The sequence below is a fragment of the Sphingobium sp. FW305-3-2-15-F-TSA7 genome (assembly GCF_058787155.1).
Genome location: NZ_JBYSZM010000020.1, coordinates 58,005 through 84,336, shown reverse-complemented (window position 1 = coordinate 84,336; position 26,332 = coordinate 58,005). Strand labels below are relative to the sequence as shown.

Annotated in this window: 23 protein-coding genes; 14 read left to right on the top strand and 9 right to left on the bottom strand. The window is 64.9% G+C overall.

Annotated elements, in window-relative coordinates; genetic code table 11:
- Positions 1-48: 48 nt before the first annotated feature.
- Together AC3WN8_RS16725 and AC3WN8_RS16720 are read right to left on the bottom strand one after the other, a co-directional pair.
- Positions 49-1,008: a threonine ammonia-lyase gene (locus AC3WN8_RS16725; RefSeq protein ID WP_492670592.1), complete on the bottom strand. Its 960-nt coding sequence runs from the start codon at positions 1,006-1,008 to the stop codon at positions 49-51.
- Complete coding sequence (locus AC3WN8_RS16720; RefSeq protein ID WP_492670591.1) at positions 1,005-2,936, bottom strand: S9 family peptidase; 1,932 nt, start codon at positions 2,934-2,936, stop codon at positions 1,005-1,007. The genes AC3WN8_RS16725 and AC3WN8_RS16720 overlap by 4 nt, the downstream gene beginning before the upstream one ends.
- A gap of 138 nt (positions 2,937-3,074) precedes the next feature.
- On the opposite strand from AC3WN8_RS16720, the gene AC3WN8_RS16715 reads away from it, so the two are divergent.
- Positions 3,075-3,428 carry a VOC family protein gene (locus tag AC3WN8_RS16715; protein WP_492670590.1) on the top strand — a complete coding sequence of 118 codons (354 nt, stop codon included), beginning with the start codon at positions 3,075-3,077 and terminating at the stop codon, positions 3,426-3,428.
- Positions 3,429-3,432: 4 nt separating this feature from the next.
- Here AC3WN8_RS16715 and AC3WN8_RS16710 read toward each other — a convergent pair whose 3' ends face one another.
- Entirely contained in the window at positions 3,433-4,734 is a 1,302-nt protein-coding gene (locus AC3WN8_RS16710; protein WP_492670589.1) for an Hsp70 family protein, read from the bottom strand.
- A 243-nt stretch (positions 4,735-4,977) separates the two neighbouring features.
- Between AC3WN8_RS16710 and AC3WN8_RS16705 the strand changes: the two genes are divergently transcribed.
- The 3 genes from AC3WN8_RS16705 to AC3WN8_RS16695 are packed head-to-tail and all read left to right on the top strand — an operon-like array spanning position 4,978 to position 9,202.
- The gene (locus tag AC3WN8_RS16705) at positions 4,978-5,394 is read left to right on the top strand and encodes a hypothetical protein (protein ID WP_492670588.1); all 417 of its coding nucleotides are present in this window, start codon (positions 4,978-4,980) and stop codon (positions 5,392-5,394) included.
- The gene (locus tag AC3WN8_RS16700; RefSeq protein WP_492670587.1) at positions 5,394-8,243 is read left to right on the top strand and encodes a hybrid sensor histidine kinase/response regulator; all 2,850 of its coding nucleotides are present in this window, start codon (positions 5,394-5,396) and stop codon (positions 8,241-8,243) included. The genes AC3WN8_RS16705 and AC3WN8_RS16700 overlap by 1 nt, the downstream gene beginning before the upstream one ends.
- Entirely contained in the window at positions 8,240-9,202 is a 963-nt protein-coding gene (locus AC3WN8_RS16695) for a diguanylate cyclase (protein WP_492670586.1), read from the top strand. The genes AC3WN8_RS16700 and AC3WN8_RS16695 overlap by 4 nt, the downstream gene beginning before the upstream one ends.
- Before the next feature lie 475 nt (positions 9,203-9,677).
- Here the strand turns inward: AC3WN8_RS16695 and AC3WN8_RS16690 are convergent, their stop codons facing one another.
- From AC3WN8_RS16690 to AC3WN8_RS16680, 3 genes are all read right to left on the bottom strand, one after another.
- Complete coding sequence (locus AC3WN8_RS16690; protein ID WP_492670585.1) at positions 9,678-11,609, bottom strand: N-acyl-D-amino-acid deacylase family protein; 1,932 nt, start codon at positions 11,607-11,609, stop codon at positions 9,678-9,680.
- Between the two features lie 14 nt (positions 11,610-11,623).
- The gene (locus AC3WN8_RS16685; RefSeq protein ID WP_492670584.1) at positions 11,624-12,802 is read right to left on the bottom strand and encodes a serine hydrolase domain-containing protein; all 1,179 of its coding nucleotides are present in this window, start codon (positions 12,800-12,802) and stop codon (positions 11,624-11,626) included.
- 135 nt (positions 12,803-12,937) lie between these two features.
- Positions 12,938-13,969, bottom strand: coding sequence for an alpha/beta hydrolase (locus AC3WN8_RS16680; RefSeq protein WP_492670583.1), 1,032 nt, complete (start codon positions 13,967-13,969; stop codon positions 12,938-12,940).
- 137 nt (positions 13,970-14,106) lie between these two features.
- Here AC3WN8_RS16680 and modA point away from each other — a divergent pair, with 137 nt between their 5' ends.
- The 4 genes from modA to AC3WN8_RS16660 are packed head-to-tail and all read left to right on the top strand — an operon-like array spanning position 14,107 to position 16,625.
- Positions 14,107-14,880 carry a molybdate ABC transporter substrate-binding protein gene (modA, locus tag AC3WN8_RS16675; protein WP_492670582.1) on the top strand — a complete coding sequence of 258 codons (774 nt, stop codon included), beginning with the start codon at positions 14,107-14,109 and terminating at the stop codon, positions 14,878-14,880.
- 5 nt (positions 14,881-14,885) lie between these two features.
- Positions 14,886-15,602: a molybdate ABC transporter permease subunit gene (gene modB, locus AC3WN8_RS16670; RefSeq protein ID WP_492670581.1), complete on the top strand. Its 717-nt coding sequence runs from the start codon at positions 14,886-14,888 to the stop codon at positions 15,600-15,602.
- Positions 15,592-16,233 carry a molybdenum ABC transporter ATP-binding protein gene (locus AC3WN8_RS16665; protein ID WP_492670580.1) on the top strand — a complete coding sequence of 214 codons (642 nt, stop codon included), beginning with the start codon at positions 15,592-15,594 and terminating at the stop codon, positions 16,231-16,233. Before modB ends, AC3WN8_RS16665 begins: the two co-directional genes overlap by 11 nt.
- Positions 16,234-16,238: 5 nt before the next feature.
- Complete coding sequence (locus AC3WN8_RS16660; RefSeq protein WP_492670579.1) at positions 16,239-16,625, top strand: hypothetical protein; 387 nt, start codon at positions 16,239-16,241, stop codon at positions 16,623-16,625.
- Here the strand turns inward: AC3WN8_RS16660 and AC3WN8_RS16655 are convergent.
- Complete coding sequence (locus tag AC3WN8_RS16655; RefSeq protein ID WP_492670578.1) at positions 16,570-17,403, bottom strand: bestrophin-like domain; 834 nt, start codon at positions 17,401-17,403, stop codon at positions 16,570-16,572. The genes AC3WN8_RS16660 and AC3WN8_RS16655 overlap by 56 nt on opposite strands.
- A 115-nt stretch (positions 17,404-17,518) precedes the next feature.
- Here AC3WN8_RS16655 and AC3WN8_RS16650 point away from each other — a divergent pair, with 115 nt between their 5' ends.
- Positions 17,519-18,283, top strand: a complete 765-nt coding sequence (locus tag AC3WN8_RS16650; RefSeq protein ID WP_492670577.1) for an NYN domain-containing protein — start codon at positions 17,519-17,521, stop codon at positions 18,281-18,283.
- A gap of 30 nt (positions 18,284-18,313) precedes the next feature.
- On the opposite strand, the gene AC3WN8_RS16645 is transcribed toward AC3WN8_RS16650, so the two are convergent.
- Positions 18,314-19,237, bottom strand: coding sequence for an alpha/beta fold hydrolase (locus tag AC3WN8_RS16645; RefSeq protein WP_492670576.1), 924 nt, complete (start codon positions 19,235-19,237; stop codon positions 18,314-18,316).
- A gap of 207 nt (positions 19,238-19,444) precedes the next feature.
- On the opposite strand from AC3WN8_RS16645, the gene AC3WN8_RS16640 reads away from it, so the two are divergent.
- Positions 19,445-19,834 (top strand): MerC domain-containing protein, encoded by a 390-nt coding sequence (locus AC3WN8_RS16640; protein WP_492670575.1) that lies wholly within the window; start codon positions 19,445-19,447, stop codon positions 19,832-19,834.
- 5 nt (positions 19,835-19,839) lie between these two features.
- Here the strand turns inward: AC3WN8_RS16640 and AC3WN8_RS16635 are convergent, their stop codons facing one another.
- On the bottom strand, positions 19,840-21,324 hold the full coding sequence (locus AC3WN8_RS16635) for a serine hydrolase domain-containing protein (protein ID WP_492670574.1): 1,485 nt from the start codon (positions 21,322-21,324) through the stop codon (positions 19,840-19,842).
- Between the two features lie 127 nt (positions 21,325-21,451).
- Here AC3WN8_RS16635 and AC3WN8_RS16630 point away from each other — a divergent pair, with 127 nt between their 5' ends.
- From AC3WN8_RS16630 to AC3WN8_RS16615, 4 genes are all read left to right on the top strand, one after another.
- Positions 21,452-22,402, top strand: a complete 951-nt coding sequence (locus AC3WN8_RS16630; protein ID WP_492670573.1) for a M55 family metallopeptidase — start codon at positions 21,452-21,454, stop codon at positions 22,400-22,402.
- A 59-nt stretch (positions 22,403-22,461) separates the two neighbouring features.
- Entirely contained in the window at positions 22,462-22,884 is a 423-nt protein-coding gene (locus AC3WN8_RS16625; RefSeq protein WP_492670572.1) for a PaaI family thioesterase, read from the top strand.
- A gap of 51 nt (positions 22,885-22,935) precedes the next feature.
- A complete protein-coding gene (locus AC3WN8_RS16620) occupies positions 22,936-23,472 on the top strand; it encodes a carboxymuconolactone decarboxylase family protein (protein WP_492670571.1) in 537 nt (178 codons plus the stop codon).
- A 126-nt stretch (positions 23,473-23,598) separates the two neighbouring features.
- Positions 23,599-26,172 (top strand): S9 family peptidase, encoded by a 2,574-nt coding sequence (locus AC3WN8_RS16615; protein ID WP_492670570.1) that lies wholly within the window; start codon positions 23,599-23,601, stop codon positions 26,170-26,172.
- Positions 26,173-26,332 lie beyond the last annotated feature (160 nt).

The window sequence follows — 26,332 nt, the reverse complement described above, 5'->3', positions numbered from 1 at the left end:
CCGACACGTCACCTTAGCGTTCGCGAGATGACGGTTTGGAGTCTGAGCCTAACTGATCATCCCGCTCAGCGTCCCCAGATCGATATTGCCGCCGGATACGATTGCGCCGATTTTCCGGCCCGTAAATTCCGGGCGAAGCGCCGCGGCGATCGCGGCTGCGCCGGCACCCTCCGCGACCAGCCGGTGGCGCAGCGCCACCTCCCGCACCGCGGCGGCGCATTCATCGATTGAAACCACGATTGTCCGGTCAATGAACCGCTCGATGAGCGGCCACATCTCGCCCAACACGCGCAGCGATCCGATGCCGTCGACAAAGCTCGCCTTGCGCTCGACCGCGACGGGTTCGCCCGCCGCGAAGGCGGCGGTCAACGGTGTCGATGTTTCGACTTCACAGGCGACGATCTCGACGTTGCGGCCCATCAGCTTGAGCGCCAGTGCCACGCCCGTGGCGAGTCCGCCGCCGCCGAAGGGAATGGCGATCGTCTCGATATCCGCCCAATCCTGCGCGATCTCAAGGCCGATCGTGGCGTTGCCTGCGATCACCGCCGCTTCGCTCACCGGATGAACGAAGGTCGCCTTCGCGATGCCGGCATCACGCGTCTCCATGATCCGCCACCATTCGGCGAAGTCATGGGCATGGACGGTGGCGCCCAGCCGTTCGAGCGTGGCGATCTTGGTCGCTGCGGCGCTGTCGGGCACATGGACATGGAGCGGTAGACCATAGCGCTGTGCGGCAAAGCCCAATCCCTGCGCGAAATTGCCGGCACTGGCGGTCGCCAGCGTCTCGGCGCCGTTCTGCCGCGCGACCTGTGCTGCGTTGAGTCCCGCACGGACCTTGAAGGATCCGAAGGGTTGCAGGTTCTCGGGCTTCAGGCGTAGGTCGCGGTCCGCGCCGCCATCGCCCATCCAGGGCAGCAGCGGTGTGCGGATGATATCCGGCGCGATACGCGCCGCAACCGCCTCGATCGCGTCGAGATCGAGCGCCAGCACCTGATCCGCAAGCGTCACTTCCCGTCGAACAGGCGCTTGAGGAAGACTGTCTCAACCTCGCGGCGGAGATCGTTGTTGGGCTTTTTCTGAAAGCCATGGCCTTCGTCGGCGAAGACGACATACCAGGCCTCGATGCCGTTCGCGCGGATCTTGGCGACGACCTGATCGGATTCGGACTTGGGCACGCGCGGATCGTTGGCGCCCTGCATCACCAGCATCGGCTTGGTGATCCTGCCGACATTGGCCATGGGCGAGATCCGTGCGAACACCTCGCGCATCTTCGGATCGCGCTCATCGCCATATTCGGCGCGGCGATTGTCGCGGCGATAGGCCTCGGTATTGTTGAGGAACGACACCCAGTCGCTGATCCCGTAGCGCTCGACGCCGCCGACCAGCCGGTCCGAATAATGCGTCATCACCGCCAGAGACATATAGCCGCCATAGGATTGGCCATAGACCGCGACGCGCTTCGCATCGAGATCGGGCTGGGTGCCGATCCAGTCGATCAGCGCGCCGATATCCTTGACGCTGTCTTCGCGCTTCTCCGCATTGTCGAGGTTGAGATAGCGTTTGCCATAACCATCGCTGCCACGGACATTGGGCAGGATCACCGTCGCGCCCAGCACATTGGCGAAATATTGCGCGCCATAATTCCAGATCGGCCGGGTCTGCGCTTCGGGGCCACCATGGATGTCCATGATCACCGGCGTCTTCGTGCCGGCGGGCAGGTTGCGCGGACGATAGACGAAGGCGGGGATCGAAAGGCCGTCGAACGATTTGAAGCGGACCAGGGTCGGTTCGGACAAAGTCGCGGGGTCGAGATCGCCCAGCTCGGAATTGGTCCAGCGCACGAGCTGTCCGCCCGTCACGTCCCAGCTCCACACGTCACCCGCCGAGGTGGCGTTGGTCAGGCCGATCGCCAGCTTGCCGCCGTCGGGCGAGAATTTGAGTGCGGTCAGCACCCCGCGCGGCAATTCGGGCTGGGGCAGGGCGCGGCGGGTGATCCGGTCCTGTACGACGACGCGCGAAAACCCGTCCTCGTTGATCGCATAGGCGAGTACGCGCCCGCCCGCGCTCAGGTCGTAATTCTCGACATCCCATTTGAGATCGGGCGTCAGCACGGTTTCGCGCCCGCTCGCGATATCGATCTCGACCAGCCGGCGCGTATCGCTGCCGCCGTCCGATATGGCGATGATGCTGCGCCCGCCGGGGAGGAAGCGGGCCTGCTCGTAGCGCGCCGGCGGTGCCTTGGGCGCGATGCGGGTGGCCTTGCCCGAGGCAAGATCGAGCAGGAACAACTGGCTTTCGCGATTGGAAATGCCGCGCGAGAACAACAGACTCGCTTTATCGGGTGAGATATCCTCGGGCCCGACATTGCCTTCGTCGCGATAGAGCATGCGTGGCGATGATGGCGCCGACGGATCGGTCGCAAGCAGCGCATAGCTGGCCGAGCCCTTGGTCGCCTGCGCCCAGGCGACCAGCTTTCCATCGGCGCTGAACACCGGCGACTGGTTGCGCGTGCCGGCCTGGGTCAGCTGCACGGCTTCGCCGGTCAGGCCCTTGGCGTAGAGCTGGAACCATTCGTCACCGCCCGTATCGCGCGTCAGCACGAAGCGGGCGCTGCCCGGAATCGTCGCGGCGTCGGCGACGGGCTCGCCATAAAAGGTGATCTGCGCCCGGTCCGCACCCGGTGCCTTGACGTGATGGAGCTGTTGCGTGGCGCCGAAACGCGTGGCGACCAGCATGCTGCCGTCGGGCAGCCAATCCTCGAACAGAGCGGCGCGGCTGTTCTGATAGCGCTGCACCGCCGCCGATACCTCGGCGGGAATGACGGGCACATTTTCGAGCGTTGCCGAACCGACCTGCCGGGTTTGCTGGGCTTGGGCTGGCATGGACACGATGACGGGGGCAAGCGCGATGGAACAGCGCAGCAAGATCTTGAGCATCGATGGGATCCCCTTGATTGATTGATGAGGGAAAGAGCAGCGGCGCTGGCTGCGGTCAAGGGTGCACCCACTGGACACCGGCCTCCGGCGCCATCATCTCCACCCCGATTGCATCCATCACGTGCAGGAGAGTTTCCGATGACCGTCAGACGCATCGTCGCCAATATCGCGACTCCGGATCCGGAACGCGCAGAGGCCTTTTATGCCGGGATTTTGGGGCTGGAACTGGCGATGGATCATGGCTGGATCCGTACCTATGCCGGCGATGCCACCAGCCGCGCGCAGATCAGTTTCGCCAGTGAAGGCGGTTCCGGAACCGATGTTCCCGATCTGTCGATCGAAGTCGACGATATCGATGCGGTGATCGAGCGCGTGCGAGGCCGTGATATACGGATCGAATACGGCCCGGCCGACGAACCATGGGGCGTCAGGCGTTTCTACGTTCGCGATCCCTTCGGGCGATTGCTCAACATCCTTCAGCATCGCCACTGACGGATCAGCTCGACCAGGGCGCCAGATCCTCTTCCTGTGCGATCAGCGCAAGGCCATGCGCGATCGAGGTGAGTTCGCCGCCGCTCATGATCGCATCGGCGCCGAAACGACGCGTGAAGATGGCGCGGACCATCGGCGTCAGCGAAGTGCCCCCGGTCAGGAAGACGCGGTCGATCTCGTTCTCGCTTGTCCCGGCCGCCGCCAGCGCGCGATCGAGCGTCGCCTCGATCTGCGCGACGTCCTCGGCGATCCAGCTTTCAAAGGCGGCGCGACCGACATCGACATCGATCTCCAGGCCCGCGCCCGAAAAATGGAAATGCGCTTCGTCCCGTTCGGACAGCGCACGTTTCAGCCGGCCGACGGCGTCGTAGAGTGGATAGCCGAGCTCATTCTCGATCACCGCGATCATCCGGCCGATCGCGTCGCCATCGATTGCGCTGCGCTGGAGTCGGCGCAGTTCGTCGAGCGTGCGGCGGTTGCGCATCAGCGCCAGGCGCGACCAGTCGGCGAAATCGGCGAAATAGCCGCGCGGGATCTCCAGCGTCTTGCCGAAGGACTGGTAGGAACCGCCCTTGCCGAGCATCGGCAGGATCAGGCGATCGATGATGCGATAGTCGAACCGGTCGCCGGCAATGCCGATGCCCGCATGGCCAAGCGGCACGCATCGCCGCACCGCGCCTGGTTCAGCGAGCTGGACGATCGAGAAGTCGCTGGTGCCGCCGCCGAAATCGGCGACCAGCAGCCGCGCGGGTTCGGCGAGCCGTGACGCATAGCTGAATGCGGCGGCGAGCGGTTCGTAGACATAATGGATGTCGGTGCCGAAGCCCGCGAACATCGCGTCGTAACGCTGGCGCGCAAGGGCGGGGTCGGGCCGTGCACCGGCATATTCGACCGGACGACCCACGACGACGCGCCCGGGTCGGGTGTCGAGCCGGCCGCCGGCATGCGCCACGAACCTGTCGAGGAACCGTCGCCCGAGATCCTCGAAGCGGAACCGCTTCTCGAACACCGACGCGCTTTCGAAGCTTGCGCTGGCCGCCACCGACTTGAACGACTGCAGGAAACGGCTGTCCTGCGGATAAGCGAGATATTCCGAGATCGCCCAGGGGCCAGCCTCGACCGCCAGCCCGCCGCGCACATCCTCGTCATGCCAGAAACATAAGGCGGAGCGGAACACTGCACCGTCCGCCTCCGGTCCTTCGAATGCGATCAGATCGGTGCTGCCGTCCGCCGCGGCGAGTGCGGCGACGCTGTTGGTCGTGCCGAAATCCAGCCCGAGGGCGGAACCGGCGGTGATGGTTCGCATGATATCTCCAGATCGGCGCTGCGCAGAGCAGGCGCGCCGCGCGCCTATGCCGATGTCGGCGGGCGAAGCGCAACCCCGGATACGCATGTCGAACGAAGACGGACAATCCGTCGCGACGATCTCGAAGCATCCGTTACGGATCCGAAATACTAACCAAAATGGTAGCTTTTCTGCGGGGTGGCGAGTCTAAAATTAACCGTATCGCAAGTCCCGCCCTCTTAGTCGTTGCCCGTGGGGTGACCGATGGATAGCGATGCGACATCTCTGACGAAGGCCGGCGGGCGCGCTCCGATCATGGGTGCCCGCGGCCCGGCTGAGGATCGCTTCAAATGGCGCGATCTGGGCCCCGCTGCGGCGCTGCTTGTCGTCGGCCTGATCAGCCTGGTTGTCGCGACGCTCGCACCGACCGGTCGCGATGGCCAATATGCGGTTGTCGCACCACCCTGGTACGATCTGCAGCAGACCATCGCGCTGATCCGCGCAGCCGATGGCGGGATCGCCGATATGGGCGGGCCGGGCAACATCGTGATCGCGCATTCCGATGATCCCGACTTTGTCGGTGCGCTCTATCGGGCGGGTGCGTGGGTAGTGATCGATCCGATGCGGCTGCGAGGCTGCGTCGGATTCAAACCGGCGTCAGGGCCGGCGCAGGGGGGATAATGTCCGAACTCGACAAACTTCGCACACACTTTGCGCGGTTCCTGGTTCCGCTGCTCTGGTTGCATGTGCCGGTCCTGGCGATCACGGCAGCGATCGCCGGACATTCCGTGCTCGCGGCCGCGCTGGCCGGCACGCTGCTGGCCGGTGCATATCATATCGCATGGTGGCGCAACGGCATCGCCCCGGCCAACCGCTATCTGTCGGCGATCGCGCTGATGGGGGAGCCGGCGCTGCTCGTCTATCTGCTGTCGGACAATCCGTGGCAGATGGATATGCACATGTATTTCTTCGCCATGCTGGCGCTGACCATCGCCTGGTGCGACCGGCGCGCGATCATGCTTGCGGCCACGGCGATCGCGATCCACCATCTCATTCTCGATCTCTTGCTGCCCACGGCGGTGTTTCCCGACGGCGGTGGCGGCGACGTGCTTCGCGTCCTGCTGCACGCGGGGATCGTCGCGTTCCAGACCGCGGTTCTCGTCTGGCTCAGCGACATGCTGGTCGAAAGTTTCGACCGGATCGGCGTGATGCGCGACGAGATCATGGCCAAGAATGCGGTGCTCGAGGAACGTACGCACGATGCCGAGGCGGCCAATCGTGCCAAGAGCATGTTTCTGGCGAATATGAGCCATGAAATCCGGACGCCGATGAACGCCATTCTCGGTTTCTGCCACCTTGCGCTCCGGACCGAGCTGACGCCGAGGCAGCAGGATTATGTCGCCAAGATCAACGGCGCCGGCGCCTCGCTGCTCCGCCTTATCAACGACATTCTGGATTTTTCGAAGAACGAGGCAGGAAAGCTTGAGCTGGAATGCCGACAGTTCGATTTGCGGACCTCGCTCGACAATCAGCTTCATCTCACCGATGTCGATTCGCAGCCCAGGGGCGTGACGGTCCGCGCGATCGTCGATGAGGCGGTGCCCGCGATGCTCGTCGGCGACGAACTGCGCTTCAACCAGGTCGTGCTGAACCTGGTGAGCAACGCCATCAAGTTCAGCGAGAACGGCGCGGTCACGGTTTCGGTGGGCGTATCGGAACGAAAGGGCAATGGCGTCATTCTCGATGTGTCCGTGCGCGACACCGGCATCGGCATGACGCCGGAGCAGCAGGCGTCGCTTTTCCAATCCTTCACCCAGGCGGACAGTTCGACCACGCGCCGGTTCGGCGGCACCGGCCTGGGGCTCGCGATCAGCAAGCAGATCGTCGAGTTGATGGGTGGCGCGATCCGCGTCGAAAGTCGCCCTGGCGAAGGCAGCGTCTTCACCTTTTCGGTCTCGATGGAGGTCGGTGATGAAACGGTCGCACCGGTCAGCCTGCCCGCGCAGGCGATCATGGCGCTGCGCGTCCTGATCGCGGACGACAATCCGGCGTCGCGCCAGATCCTCCAGGAGATTTTCGCGTCCTGGTCGATGTCCGTGGATCTCGTCGCGTCGGGCGCAGAAGCGCTCGGTGCGATCGAAACCGCGTCGATGGCGGGAACGCCTTATGACCTCGTCCTGCTCGACTGGAAGATGCCGGGCATGGACGGCATGGAAACCGTCAAGGCGATGCGCGAGAATCGGAAATTGAAGACCTTGCCGGTCGTGCTGCTGGTCACAGCCTATGGGAATGACGAGTTCCGGGCAGAGGTGGAGCGCGCGGACATCGCGGCGTTCCTGACCAAGCCCGTCGAACCGACGACGTTGCTCGAGACGATTACCGGACTGTTCGCGGTGGAGGATGACCGGCCGGCCGACGCCGTCGAGATACCCGGTGTCGTCCCGATGGTGGCGGCGGCGCTGCGCGGACTGCGCGTGCTTGTCGCCGAAGACAATGACATCAATCGCGAGATCGCGGTCGAATTGCTGACCGATGCCGGCCTGGACGTGGATGTCGCGGAGAATGGGCGGATCGCCTGCGAGCGCGTCGACGACGATGGCGCGCGCTATGCGGCTGTGTTGATGGACGTGCAGATGCCCGAAATGGATGGTCTCGAGGCAACGCTCCGTATCCGGCAGAGCTGGTCCGCCGACCGCCTGCCGATCATCGCGATGACCGCCCATGCTTATGAAGCCGAGCGGCAACGCTGCCTTGATGCGGGCATGAACGATCATATCGCCAAACCTGTCGATCCCGCGCTGCTGGTTCGCACCCTCGATCGCTGGCTGAAGCCGAAGCATGCGGCATTGCACGCACCGCAAACCGCGGCGACCGGGTCGGGCACCGTCTCTACCGACGATCTGCCCGACACGCTGCCCCCCTTCGATATCGAAGCCGCGCTCAGGCGCGTGAACGGCAAGCGTTCGCTGCTGCGCAAGCTGATCGTCAGTTTCGGCAACAGCTTTGCGACCGCGTCGCACACATTGCGCGAGCAGATTGCAGAGGGCTCGCTGGCCGAAGCGCGACGGCACGCGCACACGCTGAAAGGAACGGCCGCTTCGCTGGAGCTTGCCGCGGTTGCGCAAGCGGCAGCACAGATCGAAACGTCGATCGCCGAGGGTGCGCTCGACGGGATCGATGCGATGCTCGAACGGCTGGAGCAAGGCCTGGCTCCGGCAGTGGCGGCAGCGTCGTCCCTGTCACGGGCCGTATCGCCTGTGTTGCCGCGGGCGGATAATCCGATCGATATTGCGGCCGTGACGGCGGCGGAGTCCGAACTGCGCGCGCTGGTGAAGCGACGCAGCCTGGGCGCACGCGCGGGCTTTGAGCGATTTGCACAGGCAAAGAGGATGGCGCCGGACGAGGCCCGGCTACATCCGCTGAAGGTCGCGCTCGATGCGCTCGACTATGATCGCGCACTGCAACTCATGGAGGAGGCGAACGATCGGACCACGGGGGGCGCCACGGCATTGCAGGAAACGCTCTCATGAACGGAAAGGCCGTGATCCTCATCGTCGACGACGAGGTCTCGAACATCGAGATCATGAACGCCGTGCTGGAAGACAGTTATGAGGTTTGTTTCGCAACGTCGGGCGAGCAGGCGATCGAGGTCGCGCGCTCGGTACTGCCCGACCTGATCCTGCTCGATGTGCTGATGCCGGGGGTCGACGGTTATGAAGTCTGTCGGACGCTCAAGCAGGACCGGCTGCTTGCCGATGTGCCGATCATCTTCACCACCGGGCTCGACGATCAGGAAGCGGAGGCGCATGGCCTGTCGCTCGGCGCGATCGACTATGTCACCAAGCCCATCCAGCCTGTCGTCCTGGGGGTGCGTGTCCGCAATCATATCGAGCTCAAGCGGCTGCGCGATCAGCTTGCCGAGATGGCGGTCACCGATGCGCTGACCGGACTGAGCAATCGCCGGCGCCTCGAACAGGCGCTGGGTATCGAGACTGCGCGGCTGGCGCGGTCCGAGGACTGGCTGTCGGTGATCATGATCGACATCGATTTTTTCAAGGCGTTCAACGACACTTATGGGCATCCCGCCGGCGATCGCTGCATCGCCATGGTCGCCGCGGCACTGAACCGGGCCGTGCGTCGCGCGTCGGACCTGACGGCGCGCTATGGCGGCGAGGAATTTGCCTGCGTCCTGCCGGGCACCGATCCGGAAGCCGCGATGACGGTGGCCAAGGAAATCCAGGCGCAGGTGCAGTCGCTGAGCATTCCGCATATCCAGTCGCAGGTGAGCCGCTGCGTGACCGTCAGCATCGGCGTCGCGACCGCGCGATGCCTGCCCGGCATGGTACCCGATCTCTGGATCAGCAATGCCGATCGGCAACTCTATCTGAGCAAGGCCGGAGGCCGAAACAGGATCATCGGCGAGACGTTCCACACGGTGCCGATCGCCGACGACAGAGGGTTCCGGCTCGCCTCCCAGTCGAAGGGGTGACGCACGGGCGGGTGGTCCGCCCAGCTAGCAGGCTGTTAAAAACTCCTCGTCATTCCCGCGCAGGCGCATTGCTGTCCGGGATTTTCGCGGGAGGGTTTCAAGGCCTGCCATCTTCTCCTTCGCGCTTTCGCGTCTTCGCGTGAGTCATCCAGGTTCGTCGGCTGGCCCAAGGCCGACAGATTCACGCGAAGCGGCGAAGGCGCGAAAGAAAAGATAGGAAAAGAGCCCCATTGTCTGGGGACAAGCCCCCCCCCCGCGTCTCTGCGGCTCCGCGTGAACAGTTAGCTTGGAAGCGCTGCCCAAGCAGGGATGATTCACGCGAAGCCGCAGAGACGCGGAGGGGTGGGTTGCGGAAGATCCAGATCCTGTCTCGACAACAGGGTGACAGGCTCATCCCAAACCTAGAGCCTTTCCTGAGCGCTTCCCGGCCGAAAAACCGGCTCCCGCTTTTTCGGGAAACGCTCAGGAAATCACTCTATTCCGCCCGCACCGACCCCTTGCCCGGGATCACGATCGCGGCTGCGCCGCCGAACGCGACCGAAACGACCGGCGTCTGTGCGCCGCCATCGGCGCGATCGAGCGTCAACGTCGCCGCCTTCCTGTTGCCTGCCTTGTCCTTGAGCGTTGCGGTCAGGCTGGCCCAGCCTTTGGTGGTCTGAAGCACGCCCAGCCTGTCGGCGGTCCAGATCGTGCCCGTCCTTGCGTCGGTCAGCTTGACCGTGCCGGTGGCATAAAGCTGGCCGGCACGCTGCTCTGCCTGGATGCTGACCGAATACTCCGCCGAGTTCGCGGTCGCGGTGACTGCGCGACCGGTCGCGGCGGTATTCATCGGCCGGCTCGGCATATGGGTATCGCGCAGCAGGGCTGCGCCCGACTTCGCTCCCGTCGCGGTGCCGTCGGACAGGGCGGTGACGCCGTTGACGATGACATGGCGAATGCCGTCCGATTTGAGCGTCGGCGCATCGAACGTCGCATGATCACGCACCGTCTTCGGATCGAACAGAGTCACGTCGGCACGCATGCCCGGAGCCAGCCGCCCGCGATCGACCATGCCGATGATGGCGGCGGGCAGCGCGGTCATCTTGCGCACCGCATCCTCCAGCGTGATCGCACCAGTGTCACGGACATAATGGCCGAGCACCTTGGGGAAACTGCCATAATAGCGCGGATGGCCGCGATTGGTGATCGCCGCCCCGCAATCGCAGGCGACCGCGGTGTCGGGATATTTGAGGAAGGTGATCACATCATCTTCCAGCCCGAAGGTCATGTTGGCGCGCACAAAGGGTTCACGCTCCAGCGTGCGGAGCACCGCTTCGCCGGCGCCGACCTTCTCCTCGGCCATGATGTCGGTCAGCCGCTTGTGGAGATCGGGCAGGGCGATGCCTTCGGCGCCGCCCAGGCGCGTATTCATCGCATATTCCGCGGCTTCGACGAGCTTGGGACGGATGGCCGGATCCTTGAAGCGGGCGAGCATTGCGTCGCGCCCGCCATCGGCCGCCCAGCCGGGGACGAGGAACGCCTGGAGCGCGGTCTGGCCGGCGAGATAGGGATAGATGTCGATCGCGGTCCAGGCGCCGCGTGCCGTCGCGGCAGACACCATCTTGAGCACGTTCGCCGCGTTGCCGCGTTCCTTGCCCGCGCTCTTGATATGCGTGATCACCGGCGTCAGCCCGGCCTGCTCGGCGACCGAAACCGTTTCTTCCATACCCTTGAACGAGCTGAGATTATCCTCGGGTCGCAGCCGGTCGTGATTGGGGAAATTGGTGCGCCAGGGCCTGGCGACCGAGACGATGCTGATCACTTCCTCGGGCTTGGCATAATAGGCCGGGCGATAGTCGAGGCCGGACGAGACCCCCCAGGCGCCGGCCTTGAGGTTCTTTTCCAGCGCGGCGCGCATCGATGCGATCTGCGCCTCGGTCGGGCGCAGGTCGCGATCGCCCATCGCGTCGCGCCAGACCGCGTTGAAGCCGGTATAGGCGCCGATATTCTCGGCCAGCCCCTTCGACGCATATTCCGGCAGCTGCTTGGCGATGTCGCTGCCGCCACCGCCATCGGCATTGATCATCTCGGTGGTGACGCCTTGCGTCAGCATGTTGACCGCAGTCGAGACCGCGTCGGGCTCGGCATGGCTGTGCAGGTTGATGAAGCCCGGGGCGACGACCAGCCCCTTGGCGTCGATCGTCTGTTTCGCCTTTGCCGGCCCGATATCGCCGACCGCGACGATATGACCGTCGGCAATCGCGACGTCGCCCGGATAACCGGGCAGGCCGCTGCCGTCGATGATGGTACCGCCCTTGATGACGATGTCGTAGCCGGGGGCATCGCTGGCTGTTGCCGGTGCGGCGAGCGCCACCATGGCTACGGACGACAGGAAGGAGAGGGTGGAGATGGTGGAGATGGTGCGCATGCCTGGTTTTCCGATCACTTCTTTGCTGCTCCGCCCTGCGAACCGAACCAGGCTTCCGCCAGCTTCCAGTAGCGTTCGTTCGAACCGCCATCGGTGTTGGTGAGCAGCACGATCGTCGTCTTGTCGTCGGGATAGGTGTAGAGGTTCGCGTTGAAGCCGTTGATCGCGCCGCCATGGCCGACCAGCCGGTGGCCGTCACGCGTGCCGACGCCGAGGCCCAAGCCGTATTCCATCGGTGGCCGGCCATTGGGATCGGGCTTGCGTGCCTGGCTGGTCAGCCGTCCGTCCTTGAGCTTCGATGGCTCGATCATCAGCGCCAGGCTTTCAGGCTTCACCACCTTGCCGGCGAACAATGCCTCGTGCCAGCGCAGCATGTCGGTCGCGGTCGACCGGATCGCGCCCGCGCCGCCTGAGACGCTGACCGACAGCGGCAGCGGATAAGCAAGCTTGTCGTCGCGCACGCCATAACCCTTGGCGCGGCGCTGCACGATCGTGCGTTCGTCGTCATAGGCGGTATCGGTCAGCCCCAGCGGCTTCACGATCATCTCGTCCAGCGCGACCGCATAGGGTTTGCCCGTCAGCTTCTCGACGATGGCGCCCGCCATCACATAGGCCGAATTATTGTAGCGATAGTCGGTGCCGACCGGGAAATCGGTCAGATTGTCCTGCCCGGCGATATAGGACACCATTTCCTTGGTATCGTGCTCGCGCCAGCCACGCGATCCCATGAAGGTTTTGTCGGTATAGCTATGGATGCCCGACGTGTGATCGAGCAGATGGCGGACGGTGATGCCTTCCGCCTTCGGGAAGTCGGGGAAATATTTGCTGATCGGATCGCTCAGCGACAATTGGCCGCGCTCGACCAGCATCATCAGCATCGCTGTGGTGAATTGCTTGGTGATCGATCCGATGCGGAAGATCGTGTCGGGCTTCACCATCTGGCCGTCTTCCAGATCGGCAAAGCCGTAACCTTTCACCAGGACGATCTTGCCGTCCTTCATCACGCCGACCACGGCGCCCGCCAATTTGTGCGTCGCCAGCCCGTCGGCCATGACCTTGTCGATCGCGACGGTGTTGACCGCCGCAGCGGCAGCCCGGGGTGCGCCGGCCGAGGCGGAAGAAGGGATGGCCTGAGCCATCAAAAGGATCGCCGGCGCAATGCCTAGCCAGCGCGCGATCTTCAGAGTCTTCATGTCGTGCTTCCTCCCAACCCCTCCGGCGTGATTCGCCATTTGGGAAAATTGAAATCCTAATCCGGATCTTTCAACCTGAATGGGCTGTAATGGAAGAAAAAGTTTCTCGCGATACGAAATCGGACGCAAATGCGTCTATCTCTGGAAAGCGAATTCGACTGCACGGCCGATGGCGGGCCAGACCGAGATGCCGTGCCCCTGGTCGGCAAACACCGCATAATCCGCCACTTCATAGCCGGGCGCGCCCTTCACGGCCTTGAGCCGGGCGGTCAGGTCGCCTGCATTGGCGACCATATTGGATCGCGCGATCATCGCGGCCACGCTGGCGGCGTCCATGCCGGGTATCGGCGTCTTTGGCGGCGTGCTTTCCTCCGAACCCATGGTGACCAGCACCCTGGGAGTCACCTTGCCCGCCTTCACGGCGTCCACGAACGCGGCTTCGCCGGCCAGCACGGATCGATTGTTCCACCAGATCGACGGGCTGGCGATGATGAAGCTGCGATAGGCCTGCGGCTCGGTGAAGAGTGCGCGAAGCACGGCCAGTCCGCCGAGCGAATGGCCGAACAAGGCCTGATTGGCGGTATCGATCCTGGTCAGCGCCGCGACACGCGGCTTCACATCGACCTCGATCGTCTTGAGCAACTGATCGAGCCCGCCGACATTGGCGGAGGTATAGGGCGGCGGACCCGACGGCGATTGCGCCGCGAGTTCCGCGTCGGTGGCGGGCAGCGTCAGATCATAGGGCCGTTCGCGCGACCGTGCTCGCGGCAGTGGATCCATCGCCGCCTGGGCCGGATTGGGCGGCCCGCGCCGCTGTTCGGACTCGGCGATGAAGGCTGGGCTGTCGGGATAGCCGATGCCGACCACGACGACGTCGGTGGCGTTGCCGTTCACGCGAACGGCCTCGGTCATGCTGCCGAAATAGCTGTTTCCGTCGAAGATATAGATGACCCGGTAGCCGGTGGGCGGCGGCGGGCGCAGCGGCAGCGCGACGTTGATGCGATAGCGATGACCGTTCACCGACGATATGAAGTCGATGACGCGACTGTTGGGGATGGTCACTTCGGCCGGTGGCGGCGGCGCTGCCGGTTGCGCCTGCAGCGGCGCTGCCGCGCCGACGGTCGAGACGGCAATGCCGAGTATCAGGCACGCAATCGGCTTCATCATCTACCCTCCGAATCGTTCGGACGGGAAGGTGCAGACCCGATCTGGACATTGCAATTGGTGGTCGATGCCGTGGCGGGATGAACGCGCATGATCACACCCCATTGCGCCGGGCAGGGCGACGCGCCAATGTCACCATCATGGTCCTATTTCTCGTCCGATTGCTGGCCGCCCTGGGGCTCGCTGCCGCATCGCTCGTGCCGGCGATGGCGCAGGAGCGCGCGCCGCTGGTGCTTGCCGCGGCGAGCCTGCAGGAATCGCTGAGCGAAGCGGCCGATGTCTGGGCCGCGCGGGGGCATGCCCGGCCGACCCTGTCCTTCGCGGCGTCCTCGGCGCTGGCGCGGCAGATCGGATCCGGCGCCCCTGCCGACCTGTTCATTTCCGCCGACGAACCCTGGATGGACGATGTCGTCAAGCGTGGCCTGGTCCGGCCGCGCACGCGCGTTTCCTTCCTGGCGAACCGGCTGGTGCTGGTGGCGCCCGCGGGACGGCCGGTGCGCCTGACGATCGCGCGCGGTTTCCCCATCGTGCGTGCGCTGGGCCGCGGGCGGCTTGCCATGGCCGATCCCGATACCGTGCCGGCGGGAAAATATGGCCGCGCCGCACTGACCGCGCTCGGGGTCTGGGCGCCGGTCGCCGATCGGATCGCACGCGCCGAGAATGTCCGTGCCGCGCTCGCGCTGGTCGAACGCGGTGAAGCGCCGCTCGGTATCGTCTACGCCACCGATGCCCGCGCCTCGCGCGGGGTCTCGGTCGTCGGCGCGTTCCCGGCGAACAGTCATCCGGCGATCACCTATCCCATCGCCGCGCTGAAGGCGGGGCGCAGCCCAGTCGCGGCGGAAGCGTTTCGCCGTTTCCTGATCTCGCCGGCCGGTAAGGCGATCTTCGCGCGCCACGGCTTCTCGACTCGCTGACCGCCTTGGCCGCTGCACTTTTCACCGGTTTCACGCCCGACGATTGGGAAATCATCCATCTGTCGCTGAAGGTCAGCGTGGTGGCGGTGGCGGCAACCATGCCGATCGCATTCGGCCTGGCCTGGGTGCTGGCGCGGCTGCGCTTTCCCGGCAAGTTGCTGCTCGACGCGCTGGTCCACCTCCCGCTGGTCGTTCCGCCGGTCGTGACCGGCTGGCTGCTGCTGCTCGCCTTTGGCGCCAATGGTCCCGCGGGGCGCTGGTTCGCCGATTGGCTGGGAATCGAATTCATGTTCCGCTGGACCGGTGCGGCATTGGCGGCGGCCGTGATGGCGTTGCCGCTGATGGTGCGTGCGATGCGCCTGTCGATCGAAGCGGTCGATGCGCGGCTGGAGGGCGCGGCGCGGACATTGGGTGCGACGCGCTGGCGGGCCTTTCTCACAATCACCTTGCCGCTGTCGCTACCGGGCGTGCTGGCGGGCGCCGTGCTCGGTTTTGCGCGCTCGATCGGCGAGTTTGGCGCGACGATCACGTTCGTCTCCAACATCCCGGGCGAGACGCGAACCCTGCCGATCGCGATCTATTCGGCGCTGCAGGTACCGGGCAGCGAAACCGCGGTGACGCGGCTGGCAATCGTCTCGGTGCTGCTGTCGCTGGGCGCACTGATGATATCGGAGATATTGTCGCGGCGAGCCGGGGCGGGGCGGGGTGGCCATGTCCTTTGAGATCCGGGTCGAGCGCCGGCTCGGTGACGGCGTGATCGCGCTGGACCTCGACGCGGGTGACGGGGTCACTGCGCTGTTCGGGCCGTCGGGCGCGGGCAAGACGAGCGTGCTCAATATGGTGGCAGGGCTGCTCAAGCCCGATTGCGGCCGCATCATCGTGTCGGGACGGACATTGTTCGACGCCGATGCCGGGATCGACCTGCCGCCCGAACGACGCGGCGCGGGCTATGTGTTCCAGGACGGGCGGCTATTCCCGCATCGGCGGGTGCGCGCGAATCTGCTTTACGGCGTCCGATCCGAAAATGTGGCGTCGTCGCATCCCGGGATCGATATCGGACTGGACGAAGCGGTCGATTTTCTCGGAATCGGGCATTTGCTCGATCGCTGGCCACGAACCCTGTCGGGGGGCGAGGCTCAGCGGGTCGCGATCGGCCGGGCGCTGCTCTCCGGCCCGGCTTTCCTGCTGATGGATGAGCCGCTCGCATCGCTCGACGCGGCGCGGCGTGGGGATATCATGACCGTGATCGAACGCGTCCGCGACGAGTTCGGCCTGCCGACACTTTATGTCAGCCATGATCGCGCCGAGGTGGAGCGGCTTGCGACGCGCGTCGTTGCGATGCCGCAAGATTGATGCGGATGAAGGAAATCGGCAAATTCCTTCTGTCGCCGCTTCCCGCCGCGGTCGCGGCCGGCTGCGTGTCGGCGGCCACCGGTGCCTTTCCGCGGCCGTTGTCTATCATCATCTTCTTCTGCCTGCTGCTCTATGTCGCGCAACTGGTGCTGGGCATTCCCATCCGGTTGCTGCTGATGCGCTGGAATTTCACGTCGGTGGCGAGCCACGCAGTTGGGGGCTTTGCAATGACTGTGATCCCCACTGCGCCTTATGCGCTGTGGGCCATGGGGCAGCAGGGTTACGCGATCTCCTTCGTTGCCACCTTCATCTGGCTGATGGGCTGTTACGGCGCGCTCACCGGGTTCTGCTACTGGCTGCTGGCACGGCCGGATCGGCGGGCGCTGGGCTGATCGCCGCATTCATGGCCGCGCGCGTATCGTGCATCGGTTGCTGGGAAACGGTGATTCCGCCGCTCCATGGCCGGTCGAGATCGAGGATCAGCAGCAACGCCAGCGTCAGCAGCAGGAACAGGATCGATGTCACCGCGCGGTGACGTTTGCCTGATCCGCCGAGCACATAGCCGACGATGCCGGCGGACATCAGTGCATAGAGGATCAGCACGTCAAGCACGCGCCCGGGAATATGCGCATCCCGTTCGGCCCGGCGTGCCGATGCGGCGTCGAACATTTCGTTCATCGCGGTCAGGATCGTGCTTGTGATGGGCGGAGGCGTTTCGCGGGTCGCGGTGCGCATCTCGGCCCAGAGCGCAGCTTGGGCGCGACCGGTTTCAGCCTCGATCGCATCCGCGCCCGATGCGCCGCCCTCGGGCAGGCGCAGACGGATATCGGTATAGTGCGCGACGGCGGACTGGAGCCGCGGCCCACTCTCGTCGCCCGCCAGCCCCGCGCGCAGCCAAGTCGTGCCGATCGCGTTGGATTCCGTCACCACGAGCATGCGGCGCGCATCGTAGCGCGACAGCGACAGTGAGAAGGTGAAGCCGATGAGCAATGCGAGCAGGGCCAGGGCGGCGGAGAGCAGGTAACCCTCACCCTCGCTTCCCTCTGCACCGCCGGGCATCCGCCGACGCAGCAGATTGCCCAGGGCGGATACGCCAGCGAGCAGCAGGAACAGCACGATCCCCAGCAGCCACAGATTCGTCGAACCCAACGCCGTGTCGAGAATCCCCATGCCATCGCCTCCCCGTTTGTCGATGGCAGGGGTGCCACAGCCGGGATGGGGCGACCACCGAAAATCGAGCGCGGTTGAGCATGGCGCGGCAGCCTCGCGTGAGGCATGATAGGGCATGGCAAATGAACCTCGCGCGCCGCGCCTGGCCGTCCTGATTGACGCCGACAATGCATCCGCCCGGATCGCACCGGGCCTGTTCGAGGAGATCGCAAAGATCGGCGAAGCAAGCGTGCGCCGCATCTATGGCGATTTCTCGGGCACGCGGCTGAAATCCTGGGCCGACATATTGTCCACCCATGCGATCATGCCGCACCAGAATTTTGCCTATACCTCGGGGAAGAACGCGTCGGACATCGCATTGGTGATCGACGCGATGGATCTGCTCCATAGCGCGCGCTTCGACGGTTTCTGCCTCGTGTCGTCGGACAGCGATTTTACCCGGCTGGCGGCGCGGATCCGCGAACAGGGCGTCGATGTCTATGGTTTCGGCGAACAGAAGACGCCGGAGAGTTTCCGCCAAGCCTGCCGCCGCTTCATCTATACCGAGAATCTGTTGCCCGAGGCGCCGGCGCCCGATCAGCCCGAAAAGCCCGACGCGCGCCCGGCATCGGTCACCCGCCCGCCGACCGCAGCGACCGCACTTATCAAGACCGCGATCGCACAGTTGGCCGGAGAGGATGGCTGGGTTGCCCTGGGTGGCGTCGGTCAGCGGCTCTCGGTGCTCACATCCGACTTCGACCCACGCACCTATGGTTTCGCGAAACTCGGCGATCTGGTGGAGAAGACAGGCGCGTTCGAGATCGAACGCCGGGCAGGGCACGGCGTCTATATCCGGATCAAACCGGTTGCGCGCGGGAAAAGCCGGAAAACCACCCAATAGCCGGACCGTGCCGCCCGGTCCCGTGCTCAGCTAGGGCTTGCGATCCAGGAACCCGCGGACGAGAGCGATCGTCGCTTCGGGATTCTCCTCCATGATCCAATGGCCTGAATTGGGGACCACGCCCTCGGTCACGTCGGTGGCGCCGGCGCGCATCACGGCCGCCATCGTCGTTCCGAACGATTTTTCGCCGCCCAGTGCGAGAACCGGCATGGTCAGCTTGCCGTCCGACGCGATCATGGCACGATTGTCGATCGCATCCTGGTCGAATGCGGCGAATTGCGCGAAGCCCGCATGCATCGCGCCGGGGCGGGCATAGAGCGCCGCATAATGCCGGCGCGCCGCTTCGCTGAAATGCTTGGGGTCGGCGGAGAAATCGTTCCAGAAACGGTCGAGATAGATGCGTTCCCGTCCCGCGACCAGCCGCTCCATATCGGGCCCACCAAAGCGGAAATGCCAGAGCAGCGGGTTCTTCAATATCTCCTCCCACGGGCCGATCCCGGGCACCGGTGCGTCGATCAATACCAGCCGTGTGACGCGCGCGCGATGCCGCGCAGCAAAGGCGAAGCCGACCATATTGCCGATATCGTGTGCGACGAGGTCCGCCCGCTCGATCTTGAGCGTGTCGAGTATGCCGGCAATGTCGCCCGCCTGCGTTTTCTTGTCGTAACCGCCGGCGGGTTTCGTCGAGAGTCCCATGCCGCGCAGGTCAGGCACCACCACCTGATGGTCGCGCGCCAGTTCGACCGCCAGAGGCGCCCACATGTCTCCGGTTTCGCCATAGCCGTGGAGCAGAACCACAGCGGGGCCCTTGCCGCCGACGCGGACATGGATGGTGGTGCCGTTGGTCGCGATCTCCTGCGCGTGGAATGCGGCGGGGAAGGGCGGAAGCTGCGCATGGACAGCGGGCCCCGCGATGAGAAGGAACGCGAGGATCAGGGCGCGGAGCGGCTGCATGGGAGTCCCTTCGATTGGGGCCTTCAGACATAGGCTCTCGTTTCACTGTCGTCACGCGATCATCTTGGTGCCCTAAAGCTTCAGGCTTCACCGTCTGATGCCCTTGTGGCGATGCTCTATCGCTTGCTTGCGCCGCCTTTCGTCCGCCACACCGAATCTTGACACAGCCCTCTTGCAATCAATGATATAAAGTATCATCTGCGCCGCATGCAACGGCGGATCGGATCAGGGCATGGCTGGCTGGATGGCCTTTCGGTAGGCGCGTCTTTGTTATGCCTGATCCATTGTCTGGCACTGCCGATCCTGATCGCGGCGCTGCCGGCACTCGCCCGCACGCTCGACTTGCCGGAGGGATTTCATCTGCTGGTGCTTGCTGCAGCGATTCCGACCAGCGCAGTCGCGCTGGCGGGCGGCCATCGCCGTCATGGCGCGCTCGTGCCCGTCTTCACCGGCATTGCCGGGCTGGTGCTGATGACGATCGGCGCGCTGTTCACCAGCCGGGCAGCGACCGAAACCGCGCTGACCGTCGCGGGAAGCCTGCTGCTCGCGGGTGCGCATATCGCCAATTGGCGACTGCGCACCCGCGCGGCGGGCTGATGCCGTCAGGGCTGCTTGCTGAGCGAGATCCAGTGGGTCAACGCATTGCGCACGCGCTGATTGTCGCCATCGCCGATCGCAGTGGCCGCGCCGTCGAGCGTGGTGCCGCGTAGCTTGAGCGAGAGATGCACCGAATAGCTGTAACGCAGCGTTTCGGGGTTGGGGATGCGGGCGTTGAGATCGCCGTCGAAATAGCCCTTGTCGAAGCTCGCCTCTGAAACCAACGTCGGCAGTTGATCGCCGAATTTGGCGCGGATCTGGCCGTCGGGCTGGAAAGTCAGCTCGACCGGCATGGCCTTGGTCGGCGTCGTCAGCGTCCCCTTCCAGTTTCCGACCAGATCGGAGGACGGTGCGAAAGCGGGCGTCTTCGGTTCTTCGGGTGCGATCGGCGCCGGTTTCCAGCCCGGCAGCATGATCGCGGCGATCTTGTCGGCGATGATGCGCGGCGCGGGGCTACTCGAATTGGTCAGCACCACCACGGCGAGATTTCGATCGGGGAAAAGCTGCATGAGCGTCGCGACGCCGGCCATGCCGCCGCTGTGCGAAACGACGCGATACCCGTCCTTGGTGCGGACGTTGAAGCCGACGCCATAACCGCTGCCGTCTTCGCGTACCGCCTGCGGATCGACGGGGCGGTGCATCTCGTCGATCGACGTGTCGCTCAGGATCGCTTTCTGGCCCGACAGATGATCCTTCAGATGGAAACCCGCGAACCGCACCAGATCGTGCGCGCTCGAAAACACTGCCGAAGCGCCGGGATGGTCGAACTCGTAAAAGGGAACAGGTTCGCCGTCCTTGCCGTAGCGCATTGCGGCGAAGCGTTCGAGGCCGGGGCCGATATCGACCGACGTGTGCGTGAGGCCGAGCGGTATGAAGACTTCGCGGCGCATGAAGTCGGCATAGCTGACGCCCGAGACCCGGCTGATGATCTCGTCGAGCACGCCGAAGCCGAGATTGGAATATTGATATTTCTCGCCCGGGGCGGTCACGAGATTGCCGTAGCTCCGGATCGTATAGTCCATCGGCGGCCGGGCCACGGGCTCATCTGCGTAGAAGAACTGGAAGTGCAGCGGCAGGCCGGCGGTATGCCCGGCGACGCGGCGGACGGTGGCGCCGCGGACGTCGCCGACGCGCGCGGTGAGCTTGCCCACGCCAAGATAATCGTTGGCGGGCTTGTCGAGATCGACCTTGCCGGCCTGGACCAGCGTCATCAGTCCGGTGGCGGTGATCGGCTTCGAGATCGAGGCGAGCGAATACATGGTGTGTTCGTCGGCCGGGATCCGCTTTTCGCGATCGGCCCAGCCAAAACCTTCCTCCCAGACGACCTTGCCGTCCTGCATCACCGCGACCGCGACCGAGGGGACCGATTTTTCGGTCAGCTGTTCGCGAATGGCAGCGCGCACGCTGTCGAACCGGTCGGCCAGCGCCGGGGTGGAACTGCCTGCAAGCAGCAATGCGCCCAGCATCACGCGCGGTATCGTCAGCGTCATATTGCCCCTCTTGGATTGTTTCGAATTTCGGAATTGATTCGCTGATTGTGAAAATGCCATTCCCGCATGGAAAAGCGCAACGGAAATGCTACTGAGACCACCAATAATCCATCGAGGGGGAGTCGCCGTGTCGAACCGATCGCAGAATCTTCAGCGTGCACGGGGGCTGCGCAAGGCTGCTCTGGCAGTCGCCATGCCCTGCATCGCAATGATCGCGGCGATACAGCCCGCCCAATCCCAGGCGCAGGGCCGCCGCATCTTCATCTCGATCGACATGGAGGGCATTGCCGGGGCGGTGACGCCCAATCAGATCACCGGAACGGGCATCGATTATCAGCGCCAGCGCAAGATCATGACCGACGAACTGCTCGCCGCGATCGCCGGCGCGCGTGAAGCCGGCGCGACCGAATTCATCGTCGCCGATGCGCATGGCGACATGCAGAATATCCTGATCGAGGACCTGCCCGCCGATGTCCGTCTGATCCGCGGCAGCCCGCGCCCGCTGATGATGATGGAGGGTATCCAGAATGGCCGTTTCGACGGTGCGATCTTCATCGGTTATCACGCCGGCGCGTCCAACCCGCGCGGCGTACGTGCGCATACTTTCTCCAGCGCGCGCATTTCCGAAGTGAAACTGAACGGCGTGCCGGCTTCCGAAGGGTCGATGAACGCCGCACTGGCCGCACAATATGGCGTGCCCGTGATCCTGGCGACGGGCGACGACGCCGCGGTCGAGGAACTGGCGCCGGTCATCCCCGGCGCGGAGACCGTGGTGGTGAAGCGCAATGTCGGTTTCCATGCCGCCGAGAATCTGGTGCCGGCCGAAGCGCAGCGGCTGATCCGCGCCGCCGCGGCAAAGGCCGTCCAGAAGATCCCGCAACTCAAGCCGGCCAAGGTCATGCAGCCGGTGACGATCGACCTGACTTTCCATTTCTATCGCCCGGCCGAACTGCTGGCCTATCTGCCCAATGTGGAACGGACCGGCGCGCGTTCGGTGCGCTGGAAATCCGCCGACATGGCATCGGCGATGAAGTTCATGGAGTTCGCCATGTCGTACAATGTCGAGCTCCAGCCCTGACATCGGATGACGCGCCGCCCCGTAGGTGCCATGCTGGCACCGATGGCGAGGAGGTGCTCATGACGGCCAGCGTTTTCGATGGATTTCCGACACCGGCCTGTGCGCAGACGCTGGGCTGGCAATTGCTCGATGAAGACGGGGAGGCGGGTACCATCCGTGTCGGTTTCGACGGCCGCGCTGAATTCTGCAACCCGGCGGGCAATATTCAGGGCGGCTTCCTCGCCGCCATGCTCGACGACACGCTGGGGCCGGCGGTGCTCGTGAAGACCGGAGGCACGCACTATACCGCGACGATCGACCTCAATGTGAGTTTCCTGGCGCCCGCGCGGCCCGGCCCGCTCACCGGCGAAGGCCGCGTCGTCCAGCTCGGCAAGACGATCGCCTTTCTCGAAGGGCAGTTGCTTGCGCCCGACGGCACGATCGTTGCCCGCGCCACGGCGTCTGCGCGCGTGGTGCCGACTGCAGGATTGGCGCCGCGCTGACAGAGATGCTTGTCATCGAGTTGTGGACTGCCACGCACGGAGAGGACGTCGATGCCCGCCATAATCTATTGCGACGATTACGACGCCGATGCGGAACCCGTCGTGGCTGCGATCCGGGCCCGGCGCGGCGGGCATCTGCTCAACCTGGACCGGATGCTGCTCCACAGCCCGGCCATCGCTTCGGGCTGGAGTGCGCTGATGGGGCAGGTTCGCGCAAGCCCGGCGATTTCTGCCCGCCATCGCGAACTGGCGATCTGCGCGGTCGCGCGCATCAACGGCGCCGACTATGAATTCCATCATCATCGCGGGCCGTTCCTCGACGCCGGCGGTAGCCAGGCGCAGCTCGACGCGCTCGAAGATGTCGCCGCGGCTGCTGTCGACAATGGATTGTTCGATGCGGCCGAGCGCGCGGTGCTTTCGCTGGCTGACGAGAGCAGTCGCAATGTCGAGATCGATGCTGCGACGATGGCAGCGGTGCGGCTGCATTTCCCCGAGCCCGCTGCGACCTTCGAACTGATGATGATCGTCGCATCGTACAATATGGTCTCGCGTCTGCTGGTCGGGCTCGGGATCGAACCGGAAAGCTGATCCGCCACAGGCGTTTCTCCGATCATCAAATCGTTGACGGCTGAGGTTCGCTCGGGCCTAATCGGGCGCAGGCAGAGGGCCGAACGGCCCATGGCCGTTCCATCGGAATCGCGGCGGGGGAATTTCATGCATCGCAACAGGCACGGCAGCTTTCTTTGGGCCGGGGCGTCGGCCATGGCGCTGCTGCTCGCTCCGGTCGCCGTCGGTGCCGCGCCGGGCGATCATGGCACCGCCGCCACCTCCGTTCCGACCGACGCGCTTCGTTCGCCCGGCGGCGAGCGCGCCGTCTGGCCCAATGACGAACGCAACGGGCTCTGGCTGGCGGAGCGCGATGCCGCTACCGGCAATTGGAGCGTGCCCAGGATCGCCTTCACCATCCGCGGCGGCGTGCGCAATCCGGTCTTTTCGCCAGACGGCAATGCGTTGGCCTTCGAGAATCCGCGCGGCGGCCATGTCACGGGCGGCTATGTCGCGGCGCGCCAGGCGGACTGGGGCTATATCGCGCTGTTCGATTTCGGCGCCGGCCGCATCGATTATCTGGAACCCGCCTTTGCGCGCGACGTGGACCCGCGCTGGTCGGCGGACGGCCGCACGATCTCGTTCACGCGCAAGGCGCTCGGGCGTGCCGATACCAGGCTGACGCTACCGCGTCCCGCGGCGGAGCGTCCGGCGTCGCCGCCCTCGCGCTACCACGGCAGCTTCCCGATCGAGGCAGTGCTGGGCGCGCCGCTCGTCTATCAGCCTCAGGCCTCGGGCGATGGCCGCTCCATCGCCTATGTTTCGCGTGAGGGACGCAAGCGTGCCATCTATTTCATGCGGCTGGGCGAAGCGCCGCGCACTGCCGCCGTCTATCCCGACGATGATGGCCATGAATTGTCCGATGCAGCGCTCAACCGTGACGGCAGCATCCTCGTCTATGCGCGCGGCGGGCCCGCCAACAACAAAGGCGAGATTCCCAATCCGCGCTCGACACCCGAAGCGCCGTCGCGCCAGATCTGGATGGTCCGCACCGATGGCACGGCGACACCGGAACTGCTGGGTACGGGCGAGGACCTGCAAATCTCACCCGACGACGCGCGCATCGTCTGGAGCACCGGACGCGGGCTGATGAGTGCATCGCTTGGCCTCACGCGCGGCGAAGCGGCGCTGCTGCTGCCGGGCACGACCGCCAATCTTCGCTTCTCGCCCGATGGACGTAGGCTCGCGTTCGAGCGTGCCGGCCATATCGAGCTGTTCGATCTGACGACGCTCGATCGTCGAACCATTTCGAAACCCGCGGATGCGGTCGATGCCGGCCCTGTCTGGTCGCCCGACGGGCGCAGCGTCGCCTTTCGCCGCACGGTGGGGAAACAGCCGACCTTTCTCGGCATCGGTTATGAAGGCCCCTATGTTTCGGCCGAACCCTGGTCGATCTGGAGCGTGGATGGCGATGCGGGCGCGCAGAGTGCCGCGCCGCGCCGGCTGTGGCAGGCTCAGACCGGCATGGGCTCGGCCTTTTACGGGCTGACACAGGATGCGACCAATACCGGCATCCGCGCCGACCAGCTTTTCTGGTCACGAACGGGACGGATCGGCTTTGTCTGGGAACGTGACGGCTGGCGCCATCTTTATGCGATCCCCGAGCGTGGCGGCGATGCAGTGCTGCTGACGCCGGGCGAGGGCGAAGTGGAATCCGCCGCGCTCGCCTATGACGGCCGCAGCCTGATCTACAGCCACAATATCGGCGATCTCGATCGGCGCCATCTGTCGTCGGTCGCGTTTGACGGCGGTGCGCCGCAGGCACTGACCCAGGGCCCCGCCAGCCAATGGGGTGGGACACCGCTGGCGCAGGGCCGGCTCGCCTATATCGATGCAGGCTGGGTCAATCCGCCGCGCGTGACCGTCCGGGATGCCGATGGCCGCAGCGCCGCATCCGCTTTGCCGGCGATTCCGGCGGACTATCCCGCGCGCGCGATGGTCGAGCCACAGGCGGTGAGCTTCCCTGGAACCGATGGCGAAACCGCGTTCGGCCAGCTCTTCGTGCCGCGCAAGCCGCGCGGTTGCGGCGTGGTCTATGTCCATGGCGGCATCCGGCGCCAGATGCTGCTCGGCTATCATTATATGGACGCCTATTCGAACCTGTACGAGATGAACCAGTATTTCGCGGATCGCGGCTGCGCGGTGCTCTCGGTCGAATATCGCAGCAGCATCATGCGCGGCCACGCGTTCCGCAATGCGCCCGGCTGGGGCGATGCCGGCGCCAGCGAATATAAGGATGTGCTGGGCGGCGCCAACTATCTGAAGTCGCGGGCCGATCTGAAAGTGGGCAAAATCGGCATCTACGGCCTGTCCTGGGGCGGTTACCTGACCGCACAGGCGCTGGCGCGCAATTCGGACGTGTTCGCCGTGGGCTTCGACATGGCGGGCGTGCACGATTTCCTGAAAGGCGGATATCCGCATTCGCCGATGGCGCATGCCGGCAAATGGACTTCTCCCGTCTATATCGCAGCGGGCGACGACGACCGGAACGTCGATTTCAACCAGTCGATCGTGCTTGCCGATCTGCTCCGCGCCAAGCGCCCGGCGGTGAAGATGGTCGAACGCGTCATCCCCAACGAGACGCACGACATGTACCTGACCTTCGACACGCTGACCGACCTGTACCGCGAGGGCGGTGAGTTCATGCTCGACGAGCTGATCGGGGCGAAGGGGAAGAAGTGAAGAGCTCGCACGGGCGCGAGCGCAAGCGTCTTATCGTTCGCCTCTGCAACTCGTTGTCATTGCGAGGAGCGTAGCGACGAAGCAATCCAGAGTGTTGATGCATCCCTGGATTGGTTGGCCTGCGGCCGCCTTCGGCCCGCTCCGCTCGCAATGACGAAGC

Excerpts from the sequence above, each read along its gene's own strand:
- AC3WN8_RS16720 (WP_492670591.1), bottom strand. The coding sequence starts at position 2,936 with ATGCTCAAGATCTTGCTGCGCTGTTCCATCGCGCTTGCCCCCGTCATC.
- AC3WN8_RS16715 (WP_492670590.1), top strand. The coding sequence starts at position 3,075 with ATGACCGTCAGACGCATCGTCGCCAATATCGCGACTCCGGATCCGGAA.
- AC3WN8_RS16710 (WP_492670589.1), bottom strand. The coding sequence starts at position 4,734 with ATGCGAACCATCACCGCCGGTTCCGCCCTCGGGCTGGATTTCGGCACG.
- AC3WN8_RS16705 (WP_492670588.1), top strand. The coding sequence starts at position 4,978 with ATGGATAGCGATGCGACATCTCTGACGAAGGCCGGCGGGCGCGCTCCG.
- AC3WN8_RS16700 (WP_492670587.1), top strand. The coding sequence starts at position 5,394 with ATGTCCGAACTCGACAAACTTCGCACACACTTTGCGCGGTTCCTGGTT.
- AC3WN8_RS16695 (WP_492670586.1), top strand. The coding sequence starts at position 8,240 with ATGAACGGAAAGGCCGTGATCCTCATCGTCGACGACGAGGTCTCGAAC.
- AC3WN8_RS16690 (WP_492670585.1), bottom strand. The coding sequence starts at position 11,609 with ATGCGCACCATCTCCACCATCTCCACCCTCTCCTTCCTGTCGTCCGTA.
- AC3WN8_RS16685 (WP_492670584.1), bottom strand. The coding sequence starts at position 12,802 with ATGAAGACTCTGAAGATCGCGCGCTGGCTAGGCATTGCGCCGGCGATC.
- AC3WN8_RS16680 (WP_492670583.1), bottom strand. The coding sequence starts at position 13,969 with ATGATGAAGCCGATTGCGTGCCTGATACTCGGCATTGCCGTCTCGACC.
- modA (WP_492670582.1), top strand. The coding sequence starts at position 14,107 with ATGGTCCTATTTCTCGTCCGATTGCTGGCCGCCCTGGGGCTCGCTGCC.
- AC3WN8_RS16665 (WP_492670580.1), top strand. The coding sequence starts at position 15,592 with ATGTCCTTTGAGATCCGGGTCGAGCGCCGGCTCGGTGACGGCGTGATC.
- AC3WN8_RS16660 (WP_492670579.1), top strand. The coding sequence starts at position 16,239 with ATGAAGGAAATCGGCAAATTCCTTCTGTCGCCGCTTCCCGCCGCGGTC.
- AC3WN8_RS16655 (WP_492670578.1), bottom strand. The coding sequence starts at position 17,403 with ATGGGGATTCTCGACACGGCGTTGGGTTCGACGAATCTGTGGCTGCTG.
- AC3WN8_RS16650 (WP_492670577.1), top strand. The coding sequence starts at position 17,519 with ATGGCAAATGAACCTCGCGCGCCGCGCCTGGCCGTCCTGATTGACGCC.
- AC3WN8_RS16645 (WP_492670576.1), bottom strand. The coding sequence starts at position 19,237 with ATGCAGCCGCTCCGCGCCCTGATCCTCGCGTTCCTTCTCATCGCGGGG.
- AC3WN8_RS16640 (WP_492670575.1), top strand. The coding sequence starts at position 19,445 with ATGCAACGGCGGATCGGATCAGGGCATGGCTGGCTGGATGGCCTTTCG.
- AC3WN8_RS16635 (WP_492670574.1), bottom strand. The coding sequence starts at position 21,324 with ATGACGCTGACGATACCGCGCGTGATGCTGGGCGCATTGCTGCTTGCA.
- AC3WN8_RS16625 (WP_492670572.1), top strand. The coding sequence starts at position 22,462 with ATGACGGCCAGCGTTTTCGATGGATTTCCGACACCGGCCTGTGCGCAG.
- AC3WN8_RS16620 (WP_492670571.1), top strand. The coding sequence starts at position 22,936 with ATGCCCGCCATAATCTATTGCGACGATTACGACGCCGATGCGGAACCC.
- AC3WN8_RS16615 (WP_492670570.1), top strand. The coding sequence starts at position 23,599 with ATGCATCGCAACAGGCACGGCAGCTTTCTTTGGGCCGGGGCGTCGGCC.